Source organism: Candidatus Thiothrix putei (genome assembly GCA_029972225.1).
In the GTDB taxonomy this organism is placed as follows: domain Bacteria; phylum Pseudomonadota; class Gammaproteobacteria; order Thiotrichales; family Thiotrichaceae; genus Thiothrix; species Thiothrix putei.
Genome location: CP124756.1, coordinates 3,382,702 through 3,400,621 on the forward strand (window position 1 = coordinate 3,382,702; position 17,920 = coordinate 3,400,621).

20 protein-coding genes and 1 other RNA gene are annotated in these 17,920 nt (G+C 52.9%); 9 read left to right on the top strand and 12 right to left on the bottom strand.

Annotation, left to right across the window (positions count from 1 at the left end):
• Positions 1–30: 30 nt before the first annotated feature.
• The 6 genes from hypD to hypA form a co-directional block, all read right to left on the bottom strand.
• Complete coding sequence (hypD, locus tag QJT81_17265) at positions 31–1,167, bottom strand: hydrogenase formation protein HypD (protein ID WGZ93528.1); 1,137 nt, start codon at positions 1,165–1,167, stop codon at positions 31–33.
• Complete coding sequence (locus QJT81_17270) at positions 1,164–1,448, bottom strand: HypC/HybG/HupF family hydrogenase formation chaperone (GenBank protein WGZ93529.1); 285 nt, start codon at positions 1,446–1,448, stop codon at positions 1,164–1,166. The genes hypD and QJT81_17270 overlap by 4 nt, the downstream gene beginning before the upstream one ends.
• A gap of 14 nt (positions 1,449–1,462) precedes the next feature.
• Positions 1,463–1,975, bottom strand: a complete 513-nt coding sequence (locus QJT81_17275; protein ID WGZ93530.1) for an ACT domain-containing protein — start codon at positions 1,973–1,975, stop codon at positions 1,463–1,465.
• Between the two features lie 121 nt (positions 1,976–2,096).
• Positions 2,097–2,312 carry a hypothetical protein gene (locus tag QJT81_17280; GenBank protein ID WGZ93531.1) on the bottom strand — a complete coding sequence of 72 codons (216 nt, stop codon included), beginning with the start codon at positions 2,310–2,312 and terminating at the stop codon, positions 2,097–2,099.
• A 41-nt stretch (positions 2,313–2,353) separates the two neighbouring features.
• Complete coding sequence (gene hypB, locus QJT81_17285) at positions 2,354–3,103, bottom strand: hydrogenase nickel incorporation protein HypB (GenBank protein WGZ96510.1); 750 nt, start codon at positions 3,101–3,103, stop codon at positions 2,354–2,356.
• The gene (hypA, locus tag QJT81_17290) at positions 3,103–3,444 is read right to left on the bottom strand and encodes a hydrogenase maturation nickel metallochaperone HypA (protein ID WGZ93532.1); all 342 of its coding nucleotides are present in this window, start codon (positions 3,442–3,444) and stop codon (positions 3,103–3,105) included. Before hypA ends, hypB begins: the two co-directional genes overlap by 1 nt.
• 156 nt (positions 3,445–3,600) lie before the next feature.
• Here hypA and QJT81_17295 point away from each other — a divergent pair, with 156 nt between their 5' ends.
• Both QJT81_17295 and QJT81_17300 read left to right on the top strand, forming a co-directional pair.
• Positions 3,601–6,495, top strand: a complete 2,895-nt coding sequence (locus QJT81_17295) for an AMP-binding protein (GenBank protein ID WGZ93533.1) — start codon at positions 3,601–3,603, stop codon at positions 6,493–6,495.
• A 117-nt stretch (positions 6,496–6,612) separates the two neighbouring features.
• Positions 6,613–7,239, top strand: a complete 627-nt coding sequence (locus QJT81_17300) for a lytic transglycosylase domain-containing protein (GenBank protein ID WGZ93534.1) — start codon at positions 6,613–6,615, stop codon at positions 7,237–7,239.
• Here QJT81_17300 and QJT81_17305 read toward each other — a convergent pair.
• Together QJT81_17305 and ubiH are read right to left on the bottom strand one after the other, a co-directional pair.
• Positions 7,236–7,841 carry a 2OG-Fe(II) oxygenase gene (locus QJT81_17305; GenBank protein ID WGZ93535.1) on the bottom strand — a complete coding sequence of 202 codons (606 nt, stop codon included), beginning with the start codon at positions 7,839–7,841 and terminating at the stop codon, positions 7,236–7,238. The two genes, QJT81_17300 and QJT81_17305, sit on opposite strands and share 4 nt — an antisense overlap.
• A complete protein-coding gene (gene ubiH / locus QJT81_17310) occupies positions 7,838–9,052 on the bottom strand; it encodes a 2-octaprenyl-6-methoxyphenyl hydroxylase (GenBank protein WGZ93536.1) in 1,215 nt (404 codons plus the stop codon). The genes QJT81_17305 and ubiH overlap by 4 nt, the downstream gene beginning before the upstream one ends.
• Positions 9,053–9,300: 248 nt before the next feature.
• Here ubiH and QJT81_17315 point away from each other — a divergent pair, with 248 nt between their 5' ends.
• Positions 9,301–11,160, top strand: a complete 1,860-nt coding sequence (locus QJT81_17315) for a hypothetical protein (GenBank protein ID WGZ93537.1) — start codon at positions 9,301–9,303, stop codon at positions 11,158–11,160.
• On the opposite strand, the gene pepP is transcribed toward QJT81_17315, so the two are convergent.
• On the bottom strand, positions 11,157–12,509 hold the full coding sequence (pepP, locus tag QJT81_17320) for a Xaa-Pro aminopeptidase (protein ID WGZ93538.1): 1,353 nt from the start codon (positions 12,507–12,509) through the stop codon (positions 11,157–11,159). The two genes, QJT81_17315 and pepP, sit on opposite strands and share 4 nt — an antisense overlap.
• 10 nt (positions 12,510–12,519) lie before the next feature.
• Positions 12,520–13,074 (bottom strand): UPF0149 family protein, encoded by a 555-nt coding sequence (locus QJT81_17325; GenBank protein WGZ93539.1) that lies wholly within the window; start codon positions 13,072–13,074, stop codon positions 12,520–12,522.
• Positions 13,075–13,148: 74 nt separating this feature from the next.
• On the opposite strand from QJT81_17325, the gene QJT81_17330 reads away from it, so the two are divergent.
• The 4 genes from QJT81_17330 (at position 13,149) to QJT81_17345 (ending at position 14,531) form a co-directional block, all read left to right on the top strand.
• Positions 13,149–13,388: a hypothetical protein gene (locus tag QJT81_17330; GenBank protein ID WGZ93540.1), complete on the top strand. Its 240-nt coding sequence runs from the start codon at positions 13,149–13,151 to the stop codon at positions 13,386–13,388.
• Between the two features lie 5 nt (positions 13,389–13,393).
• Positions 13,394–13,702, top strand: a complete 309-nt coding sequence (locus QJT81_17335; GenBank protein ID WGZ93541.1) for a cell division protein ZapA — start codon at positions 13,394–13,396, stop codon at positions 13,700–13,702.
• Positions 13,703–13,755: 53 nt separating this feature from the next.
• Positions 13,756–13,934, top strand: a non-coding RNA gene (gene ssrS, locus QJT81_17340) — 6S RNA.
• A 117-nt stretch (positions 13,935–14,051) separates the two neighbouring features.
• Positions 14,052–14,531 carry a DsrE family protein gene (locus QJT81_17345; GenBank protein WGZ93542.1) on the top strand — a complete coding sequence of 160 codons (480 nt, stop codon included), beginning with the start codon at positions 14,052–14,054 and terminating at the stop codon, positions 14,529–14,531.
• On the opposite strand, the gene QJT81_17350 is transcribed toward QJT81_17345, so the two are convergent.
• Positions 14,521–14,934 carry a CbiX/SirB N-terminal domain-containing protein gene (locus tag QJT81_17350; protein WGZ93543.1) on the bottom strand — a complete coding sequence of 138 codons (414 nt, stop codon included), beginning with the start codon at positions 14,932–14,934 and terminating at the stop codon, positions 14,521–14,523. The two genes, QJT81_17345 and QJT81_17350, sit on opposite strands and share 11 nt — an antisense overlap.
• Positions 14,935–15,018: 84 nt before the next feature.
• Here QJT81_17350 and QJT81_17355 point away from each other — a divergent pair, with 84 nt between their 5' ends.
• Positions 15,019–16,095 (top strand): fatty acid desaturase, encoded by a 1,077-nt coding sequence (locus tag QJT81_17355; GenBank protein ID WGZ93544.1) that lies wholly within the window; start codon positions 15,019–15,021, stop codon positions 16,093–16,095.
• 13 nt (positions 16,096–16,108) lie between these two features.
• Entirely contained in the window at positions 16,109–16,699 is a 591-nt protein-coding gene (locus tag QJT81_17360) for a CoA pyrophosphatase (GenBank protein ID WGZ93545.1), read from the top strand.
• 235 nt (positions 16,700–16,934) lie between these two features.
• On the opposite strand, the gene gcvA is transcribed toward QJT81_17360, so the two are convergent.
• Positions 16,935–17,897, bottom strand: a complete 963-nt coding sequence (gene gcvA, locus QJT81_17365) for a transcriptional regulator GcvA (protein WGZ93546.1) — start codon at positions 17,895–17,897, stop codon at positions 16,935–16,937.
• Between the last annotated feature and the right edge of the window lie 23 nt (positions 17,898–17,920).

Consider the following 17,920-nt stretch of genomic DNA (forward strand, 5'->3'; position numbering starts at 1 on the left):
TATTAATCCTTTCATCCTAAAAATCCCGGTTCAAGACCGTTTCGCCAACTTCCCATACGCATAATACGCCGCACACGAACCCTCCGGCGACACCATCAACGCCCCCAGCGGATTTTGCGGATTGCACGTCTTCGCAAACGCTGGGCATTCCCACGGTTTCATCACCCCGCGCAACACATCCGCACACTTCAGATGTTCAGGATCGTACCCAACCGCGCCCTGAGCGAAGTCGATGGGCAAACCAAACTTCTTCTCCGCATCGTAAGCCGCATAATCATCCCGAATCTGGACACCCGCATCGCCAATATTCCCCAAGCCGCGAAACTCGCTGTGCTCCCGCGTTTCGTAGACCTCCGCAATGGCTTTCAACCCCGCAACATTGCCCGCCTCTGGCACAATCCGCGCATATTGATTTTCGACCTCGCAACGCCCTTCGGCAAACTGTTTCACCAACATCCACAAGGCTTGCAAAATATCCAGCGGTTCAAAGCCGGTAATCACCAACGGCTTGCGGTAATCGCGGGTCACGAAATCATAGGGGTGTGCGCCGATCACCATGCTGACGTGTCCGGGAGCGAGGAAACCATCCAGTCGCAAATCGGGATCGGTCAGAATTGCCCGCATCGTCGCAGGCGTGGTGATGTGATTGCAGAACAGCGAAAAGTTTTTCAGCCCTTCACGGTATGCCTGCAACAGGGTCAATGCGGTACTGGGCATGGTGGTTTCAAACCCCAGCGCGAAAAACACCACTTCGCGCTCAGGATTTTTACGGGCAATCGCCAGCGCATCCATCGGCGAATACACCATGCGCACATCGCAACCATCCGCTTTGGCTTGCAACAGGCTTTTGCGCGTACCGGGGACACGCATGGCATCACCAAACGTGGTAAAAATCACGCTGGGTTGTTCCGCAATTGCCACGCAATCATCCACCCGCGCCATCGGCAATACGCACACCGGGCAACCGGGGCCGTGCACCATTTCGATGTCGGCGGGCAACATCGACGCAATGCCGTATTTGAACAAGGTATGGGTATGTCCGCCGCAGAATTCCATGATTTGCAAAGGCATTTCACGTTGACCGCGAGCGATGGGTGCAAGCCGTTTGATTTCTTCTACCAGCTTTTTGGCAGTGGCGGGGTCGCGGAATTCGTCCATGTATTTCATACGGAACTACCCACTTGCCGCATCAAGTCGATCTCGTCCTGCATATCGCCTAATTCTGCCAGCAAGGCTAAGGTACGAGCAGCTTCCTCCTCATCCAACCGGCTCATCGCAAAACCGGCGTGTACCAGCACCCAATCCCCGACGCAACTTTCAGCCGGGTGTTCGTCATCGACCACGCAAGTGATAATGACATCGCGTTTCACCCCGCCAATATCCACTTTGGCAACGAGAAATTCATGGTCAACCAATTCGGTAATTTGTCCGGGGATGCCGAGGCACATGCTGCTCTCCTTGCTTAACTGAAATTGAGATCAACCGTCAGCGGATCAGGCATCGCTTCAAACGCACCTTGCACATCATCCGCCGTCACACCATCCGGCAAACCCAGCTTAAGGTGGGCGTAAAACATTAACTCGCTGGACATGGGCGCGGCGCGTTGTTCGCTTTCCAGCTCTTCGATATTGACGTTCAAGGCGGCGAGTTGGCGGGTAATGTCGTGAATAATGCCGGGGCGGTCGTGACCTAAAAGCTCCAAGGTCAGCGGTGTGATATTACGCGGAGCGCCAACTTCGCTGTCCGTTACCAAGATTTGCAGACCGTCGTTTTGCAAGGCTTGTAGGGCTTGTTTGAGATTGGCGACGTGTTCTTGCGGCAGGGTGACGTGAGCAAGACCGGCAAATTGTCCTGCGAGGTGAACCATGCGGCTTTCCTGCCAGTTGCCGTGATGGGCGGTAACGGCTTCAGCAAGGGATTTGACCAGACCAGCGCGGTCAGAGCCAAGAACAGTCAGTACCAGTGAGGATTGCATGGGAACTCCTTATTGCGGTTGTAATGGTTCGATTGTAGCAGGTCAGTGCGCCGGACATAAAAAAACGGCGGCACAATCGCTTGCGCCGCCGTCTTTATCAATCAGTGGTTACTCGGCTGGCTTATTTGCCGACCATTGCTTCGCATTCAACGATCAAATCATCCAGAACTTTCACCGCTGTTTTGGCTTCTGCTTTGATTTCTTTCAGGAAATCCAGCTCGCTTTTGCTTACCGCGCCGTCTTTCAGCACCAGTTCACGCAGCATATCGACTTCTTTGATGCTAATATGACCGTCAGCCAGTACGAAGCCTTTAGCCACTTTACGCCATTCTGCCATGATCTATTCTCCTTTTTAACATTGATTTCATAGAGTTTAGATTATGCTGGAACTGGCGGTTTGACACAAATTAACCAGTCAAGCCAGCCCCCTATTCCTACGCCGCTAGTGGCAGAAACATGCAAAATCTGGATGGTGGGGTTAACACGGCGGGCGTATTCTTCACATTTTGCCACATCGAATTTCAGATACGGCAACAAGTCAATCTTATTGAGGATCATTAAATCCGCCGCGTGGAACATGTCGGGGTATTTGATCGGCTTGTCTTCGCCTTCGGTGACAGAGAGAATCACCACTTTGTGCGCTTCGCCCAAATCGAAGGCAGCGGGACAAACCAAATTGCCAACATTTTCGATGAATAAAATGCCGCCGTTGGCGATGGGTAACGATTCGAGCGCCTGCCCGACCATGTGCGCATCCAAGTGACAGCCTTTGCCGGTATTGATTTGCAGCGCGGGAACGCCCGTGGCGCGAATGCGGTCAGCGTCATTGCTGGTTTGCTGGTCGCCTTCGATCACCGCCATTGGCAGGTTGCCCTGCAAGCGGGTCAGGGTTTCGGTCAGCAAGGTGGTTTTGCCCGAACCGGGGCTGGATACCAAATTGAGAGCCAGTATGCCACGTTCAGCCAACCACTGACGGTTTTGCGCCGCGTATTGATTGTTTTTGCCGAGAATGTCTTGCTCGATTTGCACCATCCGTGCATTGTTCAAGCCCGCCGCGTGGCTATGACTATGCCCACGAATCAGGGAATGCTCCGCCGAGTCTGTTCCACATCCACATACGGTACACATCACGTCACCTCCAGTTCTTTAATGCGCATTTCATCCCCCTGTGTCACCTGTAGTTGGTAACTGCCGCAGTGCGGGCAAGCATCATAACGTTGTTGTATGGCAACTGTTTGCGCACAATCCAAACACCATGCTTGCGCGGGGATTTCAATGATTTCCAGTGTAGCCCCATCTGCCAAGGTATTTCGCACGATTACGTCAAAACAGAAGCGCATGGCCTCGATTTCTACACCGGACATTGCCCCGATTTCAAGCCACACCGCCTTCACTTGGCTAAAGTGCTGGCGTTTAGCTTCATTTTCCAACACTTGCAAGACACTTTCGCATAGGGACATTTCATGCATGGCGAACCTCCGCTTAAATGATACACCGCTAATAGCGACTCTCAGTAGCAACAAACGCCACTTTTCCCGTTTCCCTTGCACGATAATCATGTAAACCGTTATCGTGCAATCCTATAAACAGCAACATTTACATAATGATTCATGAGGAGGAAGCCGATGTTGCCAGCCACACGCATCCACGGATTACGGGTTTTTCTGACAGCGCTCATTGCCGTCCCCATCCTACAACAGTGGATGAGCAAACCCGTGGCGACGTTAATCAGTATGCTGCCCTTAATCTTGTTGAGTGTCGTGCAATACCGGCAGGCTGCTTGCAACCGACACGATTGGCAAGCAGTACGTCACCACCCTGATCTGTGGCTCACAATCATGGGTAAAGCGGTATTCTGGGGGATATTGCTGGTATTACTTGCCATTTATCCGGTGCATTGGGCGCTACACGCCCTCACAGCAGTGGGTTTACTGATTGGAATGCTGATTGCACAGCGTATGTCGACCACGCATATTGAAACCGGGTTAATTCCCGTCGGTGCGCTGGGTATTATGGGCAGCATTATCGTGCTCGGCCTTCCCTCAACGCTCTTGCTGCAAATGGCTCTATTACTGTTTTTAGGGGTAATGGGGGGATTCTTTGTTAGCCCCTTGCACGCGCTGTTGCGTTATCACGTCCCCTCGGAACAACTGCCTAAAACCATTCCGCTTGACCATGTAACCCAAAGCGCGGTCATGCTGACGTTTGTGGGCATTACCGCGTTACTCGCATGGCAAGGTGTCACTAATCCGCTGTTAATGACGGTGTTAACCGCAACCACGGTGGCGGGGGCGCTGTATACGCTGTATCACATGCCGCAATCCTTGCTGCGTTTTGTCTTCAGCCGCCTGTTTAGGGCGCGTTACCGCTTGAAAGTATTGGGCTTTGAACACCTGCCTGCCACTGGTGGCGTATTATTGCTGGGCAATCACATCAGCTTCATCGACTGGGCATTGGTACAAATGGCATCCCCGCGTCAACTGCATTTTGTGATCGAAAAAGGCTATTACGAACGTTGGTATCTGAAAGGTTTCCTCAACTGGTTTGGGGTAATCCCGATCAGCAGCGGGGCGAGTGCGGATTCACTGGAAAAAGTCACCGAGATGCTGAAAGCGGGTGAAGTGGTGTGTTTGTTCCCCGAAGGCACGATTAGCCGTACCGGGCAGTTGTCCGAATTCAAGCGCGGCTACGAAAAAGCGGTGAAAGGCACAGGTGCGGTGATTGTGCCGTTTTACCTGCACGGCTTGTGGGGCAGCCGCTTTTCACGTTCCAGTGGCTTTTTGCGCGAAAACCGTCAGTCAGGGTTTAAGCGTGACATCGTGGTGTCATTTGGCAAAGCCTTGCCGGAAAGCATTCCTGCGCACGAGTTGAAACAGAAGGTGTTTGATTTGTCGTTTGCGTCGTGGGAAGCGTATTCACACCTGATCGACCCGATTCCAGTCAACTGGTTACGGGCGGCAAAACGCATGAGCTTCCGCATGGCGGCGGCGGATGTGATCGGCGAACCCTTGAGCCATCACCGCTTTATGACGGCGGTATTTCGCTTCGCGGCGCTGATCAAAAAACTTAGCCCCGAACAGAATATCGGTTTGCTGTTACCCACCAGCGCGGGCGGTGCAATTGCCAATATGGCGGTGCTGACGCTGGGTAAGACCATTGTGAATCTGAACTACACTGCCAGCAGCGAGGCGATGCAGAGCGCCGTGCAACAAGCGGGTTTAGCACGGGTTTACACCTCTAAGCGTTTCCTCGACAAACTGAAAGAACGCGGGATTGATATTGCCGCTATCCTGCCCAATACCCCATTGACGTTTTTGGAAGATCTGAAGGCGGAAATCCCCAAACACCAACTCCTCACCACCTTACTGCTGGTAATGCTGTTGCCGACCCGCGTACTGCAATGGCTGTACATTCCGAAAATCGACTTGGATGCAACCGCAGCGATCCTGTTTTCCAGTGGCAGCGAAGGTGCGCCTAAAGGCATTGAACTGTCGCACCGTAACCTTGCAGTGAATGCGCGGCAGGTGGCGGATGCGCTGAATACGCTGGATAACGACGTGATCATGGGGACATTGCCGACCTTCCACGCCTTCGGCTTGCTGGCGAGTACGCTCATGCCGTTATCGGAGGGCATTCCGATTGTGTGCCACCCCGACCCGACCGATGCGGTGAATATCGCTAAGGGTGTGGCGCGTTACGAAGCGACTTTGCTGTTTGGAACGGGGACGTTTTTGCGTTTGTATGCGAAAAATTCCCGCGTGCATCCGCTGATGTTCCAGTCGTTGCGCTATGTGGTGGCGGGTGCAGAAAAACTTGCGCCGGAAGTGCGTCGCCTGTTCCTCGACCGTTTCGGCAAGAAATTGCTGGAAGGTTATGGCGCAACCGAAACCTCACCCGTTGCCAGCGTAAATTTGCCCGATCAGCTCGATACGCGCTATTGGAAGGTGCAAGCGGCAAACCGTGAAGGCACAGTCGGTTTGCCTTTACCGGGAACGAGTTTCCGCATTGTTGACCCCGATACGCTGGAAACCTTGCCGACAGGCGCGGATGGTTTAATCCTCATCGGTGGCCCCCAAGTCATGAAAGGCTATCTGGATGCGCCCGAAAAAACTGCGCAAGCGATTGCTGAAATCGACGGGCAACGCTGGTACAAAACCGGCGACAAGGGGCATGTGGATGAGGATGGCTTCCTCACTATCGTTGACCGTTATTCGCGCTTTGCGAAGCTGGGCGGGGAAATGGTCAGCCTGACAGCCGTGGAGCAACAGGTACGGCAAATCCTCGGCGAGGCAGAACTGGAATTGGTCGCGGTCAATTTGCCGGATGACAAAAAGGGCGAGAAGATTGTGTTGCTGATGGCGGGAACCTATGACGAAGCAGCGGTGAAGCGTAAGTTATTGGACAGTGGCATGAATCCACTGATGATTCCGGCAACGATCCGCAGCCTAGCGGAAATTCCGAAGCTGGGGAGTGGCAAAACGGACTTTGGGTCAGCGCGAAAGGTGGCGTTGAGTTTATAAGAGAGATTCTTTATCCAAGCAAACAGCATAAATATAATCTAATTATGACTAACCGCCCCACCAATCATTTGCTAGAATCGACCGCTAGTTCCTTTTTTACAGTATTTCGGTGACAGAGTGCAAAACAAGCAAAACCAAATCGTGACGCAATTTACGTTTGCCGTCGCGCTATTGAGTATATCCAGTCAGGGTATCGCGGGTTCATGTGATCAACAACATCCGAATGTACTCAGACAAAAAGCCCACCCTTACCATCATGAGATTACCCAAGCAGCGATTAAATACCGTGTCAGCCCCGCATTGATTAAAGCAGTGATTACGGCTGAAAGTTGCTTTCGCAATGAAGCCAAATCGCATAAAGGTGCGGGTGGACTCATGCAACTGATCCCCGCAACCGCAAGACGTTTTGGGGTAAATGACCGCTTCAATCCAGCGGAAAATATTGATGGCGGAACACGCTATTTACGTTGGTTATTAAACCGCTATCACGGCAGTATCCCGCACGCCATCGCCGCTTATAACGCCGGGGAAGGCAGAGTCGATCAATACGGCGCAAACGTTCCCATCACAGAAACAGCGGTTTATACCAAGCGGGTATTAAATGCCTACGGTAAACTTGCCAGCAACGGAATGCGCTACCCCGCCTCACGCCCCACACAACCGCAACTCATCAAGGTAAATTATCGCGTACCCGCCAAACCCAAAGCAGATGAGCGCTTTAAGTGGGATGAATACAGCGACTAAAGCGGCTCAGCACGTCGCCGCAGCCAACCGGTCAGGCTAAAGCGCTCCCGTGTTGCCGGGCGCACCTCATGCCAGAACACCTCACTGCGAAACAATGCTAACTGCCCCGCATGGGGGAATATATCCACGTATTCCCCCGCTGTATCCTCACCGGTATACAAACGCAACTGCCCGCCGTCCGCCTCATCCCACGCCTCATTCAAGTACAGCACAGCACTGATGATACGCGCCGAGGTTCCCCTAAAATTATCAAGATGTTGCTGATAACGCGCCCCCGGCGGATACACCGCAAAATGCGCCTCAAACTCAACCAACCCCAAATACAACGCCTGATTCAAACTCACTCGTAAGCTGTCGATGAATGCCTGATAGTCTGCCAACGCGCCCGTTTCCGCCTGCTCCAGCCACAGTACCTGATCACCACGGATCGACTCGTTCACATTCAAGCCGTGTCCGCGCCCGATACCTGCTGCATGAAACGCCCCTGCCGCCTGATTCACCAGTGCCTGCTCACGCAATTCACAGCACTGCGCCAATGACAAGAAATCAGGCAACACGATCCAGCCGTGCTCGACCAAGCCATCCACCACCGTCTCCATCATACGTGTAACCCCAAACCACGCGATAACCGCGCTTGCCGATGATTCAAGCCCATGCTTTGGCGCGTAATCCAATGGCGCAAGGCTGGCACACGATCCACCGCCAACAAACCGCCCGCCCGCGCATGTCCCAACGGCGCAAAATCATTAGAAAACACCCGTACCAGCGTGTCGGTATACTGCATCACGGCGGCATAATCCGCTTGCCGTTGCTGTTCATACGCGCTCAGCAGAGCCTCACTACCAGGGTCTGCGCCTGTTTGTGCCGCTGCTGCCAGCAAATCCGCTAACGTTGCCACATCACGCAACCCAAGATTCAACCCTTGCCCCGCAACAGGATGCAACGCATGGGACGCATTGCCGATCACAACGGCACGCCCTGCCACTTCGCACACCGATTTCTGCAACACCAACGGATAAGCGGCACGTTGCCCTACACGGGTGAATTCACCTTGCCGATAGCCAAACTCCGCCTGCAACTTGCGCAGGAAGGCGACATCACCCAGTTGCATGGTAGCCGCCACCTCCGCATCCTGATGCGTCCACACCAGTGAATAACGCCCTTGCGTCAACGGTAACAGCGCCAAGGGGCCATTGGGCGTAAAGCGTTCGTAAGCAGTGCTGCGATGGGGGTCAGCCGTAGTGACATTCGCAATCACCGCAGTTTGGTGGTATTCACGCCGCGTCACAGCAATGCCCAGCATCTCGCGCACCTTGGAATTCACCCCATCTGACACCACTAACAAGCGGGTTTGCAGTGACTCCACCACCCCATCACGCTCGATACTCACGGTCACGCCATCCGCATCCTGCTGCACCGCAAACACGGTTGCCGGAACATATTGTGCAATCTCACCGGACGCCAATTCAGCATACAACAGCTTACCCAGCACCCGACTTTCCACCACATAACCCAGCGCGGGTACGTGCTCTTGTGTCGCTGCCAAACGGGTTGCGCCGAAATGCCCCCGGTCAGAAATATGTATATGTTGAATGGCCTCCACCCCGAAATGCAGCTTGTTCCACAAGCCCATACCCTGATAGATACGGCTGGAACCATACGCCAAGGCAATCGAACGGTCGTCGTAACTCGGCTGTTCTGCTGCTCCAAAATGAAAGGCTTCGATCAAGCCAACCTGCAACTTCAGGGGCTTGAGTGCCACGGCTAAACTTGTTCCTACCATCCCGCCGCCGACGATCAAAATATCAAACATAGTGCTGCTCACTGGCTAAAATCATGCTGTCATCCTTGAACAAAGCAGACACGCTGTCAAGCAACCCCCAACTTACCCAAAATCGCCTATACTCTAAGCAAAGGGGCAACACGATAAGCTCTCCTATCCCAGCAGAGGGGCTGCGGAAAATACCTTGTTCAAGTGATTACTGGCTTACGTGTGGATACGTAAGCTCCAGTTTGTACCGCAATCACGTAATCAACCTAAAGAGCGAGAGGAAATACACCATGACCACTAAACCTATGGGCATGTTATTGCAAGACCCATCCTTACCTGATTTGTACCAAGACTACGAATTCCCCATCGACAGCGATTTTCTCGCGGGCATGGGGTCAAGCAAATTTACCATCCGCGATAACGACCTGTATGACATGCCACTTTACCAAGGGTTAGATTGGGCAAATGCCGATCTCTCCTTTGCCGCACTCAATAGAAAAGGCAATTTCATTGACAACCCACAGTTCCACCAAGTCAACACCTTCGCCGTCGCCGCTTACTCGCTGGATCTGGTAGAAGCCGCTATCGGGCGCGAAATGAAATGGAAACACGGCGCTCCCTTGGTGTTGCGTCCCCATGCCTTCGGCGATGCGAATGCGTTTTACGACCCGATGTCACCGTCACTCAATTTTGGGTCGTTCACCTCCCCATTCCGCCGCGCCCCGGTGTGGACATGTTTATCCCACGACATCGTGTCCCATGAATTGGGTCACGCGATCCTCGATTCCTTCCGCCCCCTGTATGTGTATTCCGAAGAAGTCGATACCGGCGCGTTACACGAATCGGTCGGCGATTTAATGGCGATGTTTACCTCGCTCAGTCACAAACCGGTAGTAGAACAATTATTCCGCGAATCCGGCGGCGATATGATGAACCCCAGCCTTGCCAGCGGCTTGGCAGAAGAATTCGGCATCGGCTTGTGGGGGGTCAGCTTCCCCTTCCTGCGTTCTGCCCTGAATGGCCCCAGCTACGACATGGCACCATTTGAAATTCATGATCGCTCCACAGTATGGACTGCTGCCATTTATGAAATCCTCGCCACTCTGGTTTCCGAAGCGCTGCCCCCCACAGTGAAAGCCACCTTGGAGAATGCACCTGTCACGCATAAACCCCAGGCGCAAATGCGTTCAATGCGCCAGATGACGATTCAGCAACAAGACCCGGCGTTCGAGGACTACTACACCGAATCCGCTAATCGCAGTGATTTCGACGCCTTTTTCGAGGCCATCGTCTCTGCGAGTACCCGCGTCAAAGGCATGATGTTACGGGCGCTGCAAGACATCCCACCCACTGGCGTGACGCTGCTGACCTTGGCACGGGTACTGTACAACGCCGACGCTCGCCTGTTCCCGGATGACCCACACCCGCGTGAACTGGCTAAAGAAGTATTCCAACGCCGCATGATGTGGCAGGAAGAAATCGACATCAACGCCCCCGGCATTGGCTCTAGTTTCGAGGAAGCTTTCCATACCGGCAATACCGCACTGATGAAAGCCGTGTATGAAAACGCCGATGCCCTGCGCATTCCCATGAGTGAAGGCGCACGCATTCTCAGCCCCCGCATCAGCACCGTCACCCGCACCATTGACGCGGCGAAGGAACAACGCGGCACCGGCAGCAAAACCGTGACCGAGCGTTACCTGTATTACACCTATGAAATGCAGTACGAATCCTGCTACATCACCCCAGATGGCGAAATCGCCATGGGCATGGTGTCAATTTACAAGGGAGGCACCTTGGTTATGGACGAAAACTGGAATGACATCCAACTCACCACCGACACGGATTTGTGGATTTACCCCGAAGAACCCAGCGAAGGCGACGTGCCGCCCGCAGAACCCGTTGGTATCCGGGCGATTAAAATGGCGAAACAGCGTTTCATCAAAACCCACCGCCAATCCCTGCGGGCATTCCGTGACGGTCTGGTGCGGCCTGATGGAACTTTACCCAGCGGGCAAGTGGCGCTGCCATTCAAGGTAACACGTCAGTCTAGCGGCGCGAATGTCCTCATCCGCAACCGCTGCAACTTGGGTGAGCACCTGATGGGCGTGGCGGGTAAGCACGCACACTTCCCGTTTGATGTGGATTAACGCTGCATCAATGCCTCAATGTCGTCAACTTCTTTGACAACTGCCGCCGACAGCACCTCGTTGCCGTCGGCGGTGATTAGCACGTCATCCTCAATCCGAATCCCGATATTCCACCATTGCGGATCGACATTATCGGCGGGGGAAATATACAGCCCCGGTTCCACCGTCAACACCATGCCCGGTTGTAAGGTGCGCCATTCTTCACCGTGCTTGTAATCCCCCACATCGTGGACATCCATCCCCAGCCAATGCCCGGTTTTGTGCATGTAAAACTGGCGGTAAGGCTCTTCGGGAGCAGGTTCTTCGAGATTCGTCACCTCAGGCTTTTTCAACACCTCTTCCAGTGTGCCGCTCAATATGCCCAAATCGAGTAACCCTTGCGCCAACACCTTCACTGCCGCTTGGTGCGGGTCATCCCACGTATTGCCTGGAATCGCGACAGCAATCGCCGCCTGTTGCGCATCCAGCACCAACTGATACAAGGCCCGTTGTGCGGGGCTAAATTTGCCATTCACCGGAAAGGTGCGGGTAATATCGCTGGCGTAGCATTCGTGTTCTGCCCCCGCATCAATCAGCAGCAAATCACCGTCTTGCAACACGTCACGGTTTTCAATGTAGTGCAAAATGCAGGCATTTTTACCGCCGCCCACAATCGAGGTATACGCGGGTTCCATCCCCATGCGCCGGAATTCGTGCAGCAATTCGGCTTCGACTTCGTACTCGTATGTCCCCGGCTGGCACAGTTGCATCGCACGGGTATGCGCCCGTGCTGCGGTTTGCGCGGCATAACGCATGACTGCCACTTCCGCTGCTGATTTGAACAGGCGCATTTCGTGCAGAATCCGATCCAGCATCACAATGCTGTGCGGCGCACGTATCCCCGCCCTCGCTCTGGCACGCAAGTGATTCACCCAACGAATCAGGTGCAAATCAAACTCAGGGTTCGCGCCCAAATCGTAATGCACTTGATCACGCCCGATCAGCAATTCCGGCATCAGCTTGTTTAAGTCGCTAATCGGGTGTGCATCATCCGCGCCATGCCAATGTTTTGCGCCCTCCAAACCGGCACGAGTGCCTGACCAGCGTTCCGCTAATTCGTTTTTTTCGCGGCAAAACAACACGTATTCGCCCTCATCGCGCCCCGGCACAAATACCGCCACTGCCTCCGGCTCGTTGAAGCCAGTGAGGTAATGAAAATCGCTGTCTTGGCGAAACGGGTATTCCGCATCACGGTTACGCACTTTCAAGCCGCCAGAAGGCACGACTGCCACCGCATCATTACCCAATTGCGCCAACAACTGCCGCCGCCGTGCGGCGTACTCTTCCTTCGGAATTATCGGTTTTTGCATGGTGTTCTCCTCAATGAATGTGTGGCGCTGCTTTCATCGGTTGCAGTTCTTCGTTCATCATCAACACCCCGACGCGCAGGTACTCGATAATTTCCGCGAGTGATTCTTCACCCTCTTCTTCATCTTCCATTTCCAGCTCGCCGGAACTGCCGATACGCACCACATCTTCCGCCCATTCACGCGAATCGTCCGGCAAAGTGCGCATGTCTTTCACCCCCGCCAGTGCCAACCCGAAACTGAAGCCCTGACACCAATCTTGCATCGCTTCCACGCGGGTTTCCAAGGCATCATCTTCGGGCAAAAATAGTTCAAACGCCATCTCTGAATCATTTAATTGCTGGCGAGTCGCGCTAAACAAATCTTTCAACAAGCTGCGAGCTTCTTGCACATGAAAATCCTGCGGGTTGCCTTCCAACGCCTGCGCCAACCAGGTTTCTGGTGCAGTTGCCTGATCAACCACCAACAAACCGCACGCCATGCCATGAATTTCTGCACTCGAAAAATCCACATTGGCACGCCCTAACGCCCGCTCTACGCCTACATAATCCGGTAATTCACTCTTCAAAATTATCTTCTCCCTGACAAAGCACTATTATGAGATGATTGACGTGGTTTCGCACTCTTTACTACCATTAGCGTATGAATACAAAAGCCCCCGACCTGACACTGCAAACTCAACTCGACGCCATCGAACAACGCATGGAACGTTTGTTGGGTCTCATTGAAAAATTGGCGACTGAAAATGCTGATCTGAAAAAGCAAGAAAAAACTCTTGCTCAGGAATGTCAGGCATTACGCAGCCGCCATGACAAAGCCAGCAGTCAACTGGAAGCCCTGATACAGCGCCTAAAAACTCAGCCAACCGCAACCGGGGCATAAATCACATGGAAAAAACTATCCAACCCGTCAGTGTGCGTATTCTCGACAAAGACTATATGGTCGCCTGCCCGCTGGGTGAACAGGATGCCTTGATTGCTTCTTCACGCCGCGTCGATCGCGAAATGCGCAAAATCCGTGATTCCGGCAAAGTATTGAGCAGTGACCGCATTGCCGTCATGGTTGCCCTCAATCTTGCCCATGAATTAATGCACGGCAAACAGCACCACAACCCATCAGCCGACCCTGCAACGCTGGAACACCTGCAAAAAATGCAGCAACGTTTGGATGCCACGCTTGATAAGCACAAAGCTTGAGCATTTGTCAATTCTTCCCCTCACCCGATAATTGTAATAGTATGATCACAAGAGCACCTCTGGGGGACGCGTGAGAAGATGGGTATTATCCTTGAGCCTAATTTCTTACCCCGGGAGTGGCTGTAATGATTTGGTGTGCATGACCGCCCGACGGTAAGCCTGAAAAACATTCGCCGCACCCACTTGAACCACTGGTTCAAGGTCGAAGTCTTCCACGATTTTCTGGAGTGTGCTCCTACTTTTCCGCCCGCCATTTTTTACCCCCCTATTCATCGCTATTTTGAGTTTTCTCAAACGCTGCATTACGCCATTTGTTATAGTGGGCAAACCGTTAGGAGGAAATTAAAACATGAGAGTAAACCCGTTTTTTGCTGCCAGCATGGTGGCAATTGCTTTATTGAGCGTCCCTTTTTCAGCCGTCACCGCTGCCGATGCTGTTACCGAAAAAACCAGTGAAAGTGAAGCCACTGGTGATGAAACCCATCGCTTGGTGATTCAGGTCAACAAGCGTGAAGAAGACTTTCAAGATCACGTCTTAGCCAATATCGTCAATCTGCAAAAGCATTACGGCATGGATAATATCGAAATGGAAGTGGTCGCCTATGGCCCCGGCATTTGGTTAGTCACCGACAAAAGTGCGTTTCTCAAGCGGGTCGAAAGCTTGATGATGCAAAACGTCACCTTCACCGCTTGTGGTAACACCCTCGATACCGTGGAAGAAACCAGTGGCACACGTCCCACACTCATTGACGGCGTCGAGGAAACCCAAGCGGGCATTGCTCGGATTATTGCCTTGCAAGAACAAGGCTGGAGTTACCTTAGCCCGTAATGCACGCGGGATAAGTGCAGTTAGCTCCATTGCACTCACACGCTGTTTGCGCTGACTGCAAAATCAAGCTCGGCATTAAACCCGATACCCCCAAGTAAGGCGCCATACGAATCTTTACTTGGGGGTTTTCACGTTGTTTCGCTTGTACCAATTCAGGCACATCCGTTACCACATGCCGACCGGCTGATAGAAAAAATGGCATAATGGTGATTGCCGTTGCGCCTTGATCAATGCATTGCTGGATACCATCGGGAATCGACGGCTCTGCCAATTCCAGAAACGCACTGCCCACGTAAGCGTAATCCGCACCAGACTGCTCCCCGACTTTGGCAGCAAGGGCACGAATTTCATCATTCGATTGCACGCGGCGACTGCCGTGCGCCACAATAAGTAAAGCTTGCATCATGAATCCTTGGGTAAACCCTATATCAATAAAGGGCGAATGTAGTAGAGTATCCACTGTCACAACAGAGGAGAGGTAAATAGTATGGGTTTACTCGCAGAACTCAGCGCCTGGCAACTGGTGCTGGTCGCACTGGGCTTAACACACATTACCATCGCGGCAGTCACGATCTTTTTACACCGCGCCCAAGCACATCGGGCGTTGGATTTAGGGGCTATCCCCGCGCATTTTTTCCGTCTCTGGTTGTGGCTAACCACCGGCATGGTAACACGCGAATGGGTGGCGATTCACCGCAAACACCACGCCAAATGTGAAACCCCCGAAGACCCGCACAGCCCGCAAACCCGTGGGGTGAACACCGTCCTCTGGAAAGGTGCGTGGCTGTACCGCCAAGAAGCCAAAAATCAGGAAACCCTCGAAAAATACGGCAAAGGTACCCCCGATGACTGGCTGGAACGCCACGTATACGCGCCCTACCCTTGGCTAGGTGTCAGCACCATGCTGGTGATTGATCTGGTGCTGTTTGGCTTGCCCGGCATACTCATCTGGGCGGTACAAATGGTGTGGATTCCGTTTTGGGCAGCGGGTGTTATCAACGGTTTAGCGCACTTCTGGGGTTATCGCAATTGGAACACTACCGACGCCTCCACCAATATTTCCCCGATTGGCATTTTAATTGGCGGCGAAGAATTGCATAACAACCACCATGCATTTGCCGCATCCGCACGGCTTTCCAGTCGCTGGTATGAATTCGATATTGGCTGGTTCTACATTCGTATTTTAGAAATACTGGGCATGGCAAAAGTGCGTAAAGTTGCCCCGCGCATTCGCATTAACCCTAACAAACTGGCGGCGGATTTTGACACAGTGACCGCAGTCCTCGGCAATCGCTTGCAAGTCCTCTCGCACTTTGCCCAGCAAGTCATCAAACCGGTGACGAAATCGGAATTGCGCCACCAAACCGTACTCGCGGAAAGCCAAGCCTTACAAACCGTGTATTTGTACCAGCAACGCCTGCATCAATTGTGGGAACGCACCACGGTTAGCCAAGAAGCACGGTTAGAAGCGGTACAAGAATGGATCAGCAACGCGGAAAAAACCGGTATTGCGGCACTGGAACAATTTGCACACCGCCTGCGCGGGTATTCGGTCAGCGCCTAAGGCAGCCAGCACCATGAACGCCATTGACCAACTGACCCCAACCGACATTATGCAACGCTTACAACAACGTAGCGCAGCGACGCACGATGTCGCGTTGGATGCGTGTCGCGAAGCCGGGGTGTTAGTACCGTTTGTGCGCATGGATAATGCTTGGCATTTGCTGTTTATTCGCCGCCCTAAGTCAGTGCGCGACTATCACAGTGGGCAAGTCGCTTTTGCTGGGGGCAAGCGTGACCCGGAAGATGCCGACCTGACCGCCACCGCCTTGCGCGAGGCACACGAAGAAATCGGTATTTTACCGCAAGATGTAGAGATTTTAGGGCAACTCAGCCCGCACCATAGCGTGAGCCGCTTTCAAATTGTGCCAACCGTTGCCAGTGTCCCTTGGCCTTATGAACTGATACTCAGCCCGCAAGAAGTCGCCCGCGCCTTCACCATTCCGCTGCATTGGCTGGCACAGCCGCAACACCACGAAATACGCTACCGGCAATTAACCGACGTACCCGAACCGATACCGATTGTGTACTTTCAGGAATACGATGGAGAAATCTTGTGGGGGGCAACGGCGCGAATTACGCTGTCATTGCTGGCTTGCTTGCAGTAAGCCGCTTAGAAAAATACGCCCACAGCAAGAACACGAGGAGAGAGAGGAGGAGGAGAGAATCCCTCAATGTCCGTGCGCTGTGGGCGCTTGCAAATGATTCAGAAGCCAGGAGGAGGAGGAGGAGGAGGAGGAGAGAGACTCTGAATCATTCATATTGCAATGCAGCAAATGATAGGGATTTATCCCCAAACACACAAGCTACTATTTCTCAACTTTATGGTTAGGAAAACTTACCTTAAGCGCTCAAATCATTGTGTGCCTGAGCTTCTGCTAACAACCACTCCACAAACACATCACTGGCGTGTTGGTTCACTTGTATTTGCTGGGGGCGAAATACGTAGTAGGCATGTTCTAACGGCATAGGTAAATCGAAAGGAATACACAGCCTACCCGTTTCTATATCCGATTGTGCAAGGAGCTTAATCCCAAGCAACACCCCCTGCCCGTCAACAGCAGCATCCAAAGCGAGAGACACATGGTTAAAATGCAGCCCACGATTAGCATTAACACCGGTAACTCCTTGTAATTTCAGCCACTTTTCCCATCTAGGGTGTCCAACATAATTGGTATCATCATGCAGCAACGTGTGAAAGGCCAAATCCTCCGGCACACGTAACGGGTGCGGATGCTCAGCATTAACCAAAACCGGGCTGCATACAGGTACAGCAGATACCGCAAACAGCCTCTCAACGCGATCCCCCGCATACAGACCTGCACCAAAACCAATGACGACATCGACCTGATTTTGACGGAAAAACGTATCCATCACGCCCCCGCCTTGCTGAAGATCTGCATCCACCAAACCAACATTACTATTGATTTGCATATCAATTTCAGGGTGTTGGCGAGAAAAACGGTGTAAGCGCGGAATGAGCCATTTAGATGCGAACGACGGTGCAGCACACACCGTAATGCGTTCACTGTGAGCTTCACTGCGCATCAGGTGTACCGCATCAGCGAGACAGTCAAAACCTTGACGTAATTTAGGCAATGCAGCTTCCGCCCCCTTGCTGAGAATAATGGTACGATTTTTACGTTCCAACAAAGCAAAGCCGAGGTAATCCTCCAGAAACTTAATCTGATGGCTAATCGCTGCGCGAGTCACATTAAGCTCTGCCGCCGCCTTGGTAAAACTCAAGTGACGGGCAACAGCTTCAAACGCTCGCAAGGCATTCAGTGGGGGGAGTTGTTGTGACATGCTATGATTATGCCTTATTCACT

Coding starts and splice junctions, on each gene's coding strand:
- hypD (WGZ93528.1), bottom strand. CDS start 1,167: ATGAAATACATGGACGAATTCCGCGACCCCGCCACTGCCAAAAAGCTG.
- QJT81_17270 (WGZ93529.1), bottom strand. CDS start 1,448: ATGTGCCTCGGCATCCCCGGACAAATTACCGAATTGGTTGACCATGAA.
- QJT81_17275 (WGZ93530.1), bottom strand. CDS start 1,975: ATGCAATCCTCACTGGTACTGACTGTTCTTGGCTCTGACCGCGCTGGT.
- QJT81_17280 (WGZ93531.1), bottom strand. CDS start 2,312: ATGGCAGAATGGCGTAAAGTGGCTAAAGGCTTCGTACTGGCTGACGGT.
- hypB (WGZ96510.1), bottom strand. CDS start 3,103: ATGTGTACCGTATGTGGATGTGGAACAGACTCGGCGGAGCATTCCCTG.
- hypA (WGZ93532.1), bottom strand. CDS start 3,444: ATGCATGAAATGTCCCTATGCGAAAGTGTCTTGCAAGTGTTGGAAAAT.
- QJT81_17295 (WGZ93533.1), top strand. CDS start 3,601: ATGTTGCCAGCCACACGCATCCACGGATTACGGGTTTTTCTGACAGCG.
- QJT81_17305 (WGZ93535.1), bottom strand. CDS start 7,841: ATGATGGAGACGGTGGTGGATGGCTTGGTCGAGCACGGCTGGATCGTG.
- ubiH (WGZ93536.1), bottom strand. CDS start 9,052: ATGTTTGATATTTTGATCGTCGGCGGCGGGATGGTAGGAACAAGTTTA.
- QJT81_17315 (WGZ93537.1), top strand. CDS start 9,301: ATGACCACTAAACCTATGGGCATGTTATTGCAAGACCCATCCTTACCT.
- pepP (WGZ93538.1), bottom strand. CDS start 12,509: ATGCAAAAACCGATAATTCCGAAGGAAGAGTACGCCGCACGGCGGCGG.
- QJT81_17330 (WGZ93540.1), top strand. CDS start 13,149: ATGAATACAAAAGCCCCCGACCTGACACTGCAAACTCAACTCGACGCC.
- QJT81_17335 (WGZ93541.1), top strand. CDS start 13,394: ATGGAAAAAACTATCCAACCCGTCAGTGTGCGTATTCTCGACAAAGAC.
- QJT81_17345 (WGZ93542.1), top strand. CDS start 14,052: ATGAGAGTAAACCCGTTTTTTGCTGCCAGCATGGTGGCAATTGCTTTA.
- QJT81_17350 (WGZ93543.1), bottom strand. CDS start 14,934: ATGCAAGCTTTACTTATTGTGGCGCACGGCAGTCGCCGCGTGCAATCG.
- QJT81_17355 (WGZ93544.1), top strand. CDS start 15,019: ATGGGTTTACTCGCAGAACTCAGCGCCTGGCAACTGGTGCTGGTCGCA.
- QJT81_17360 (WGZ93545.1), top strand. CDS start 16,109: ATGAACGCCATTGACCAACTGACCCCAACCGACATTATGCAACGCTTA.
- gcvA (WGZ93546.1), bottom strand. CDS start 17,897: ATGTCACAACAACTCCCCCCACTGAATGCCTTGCGAGCGTTTGAAGCT.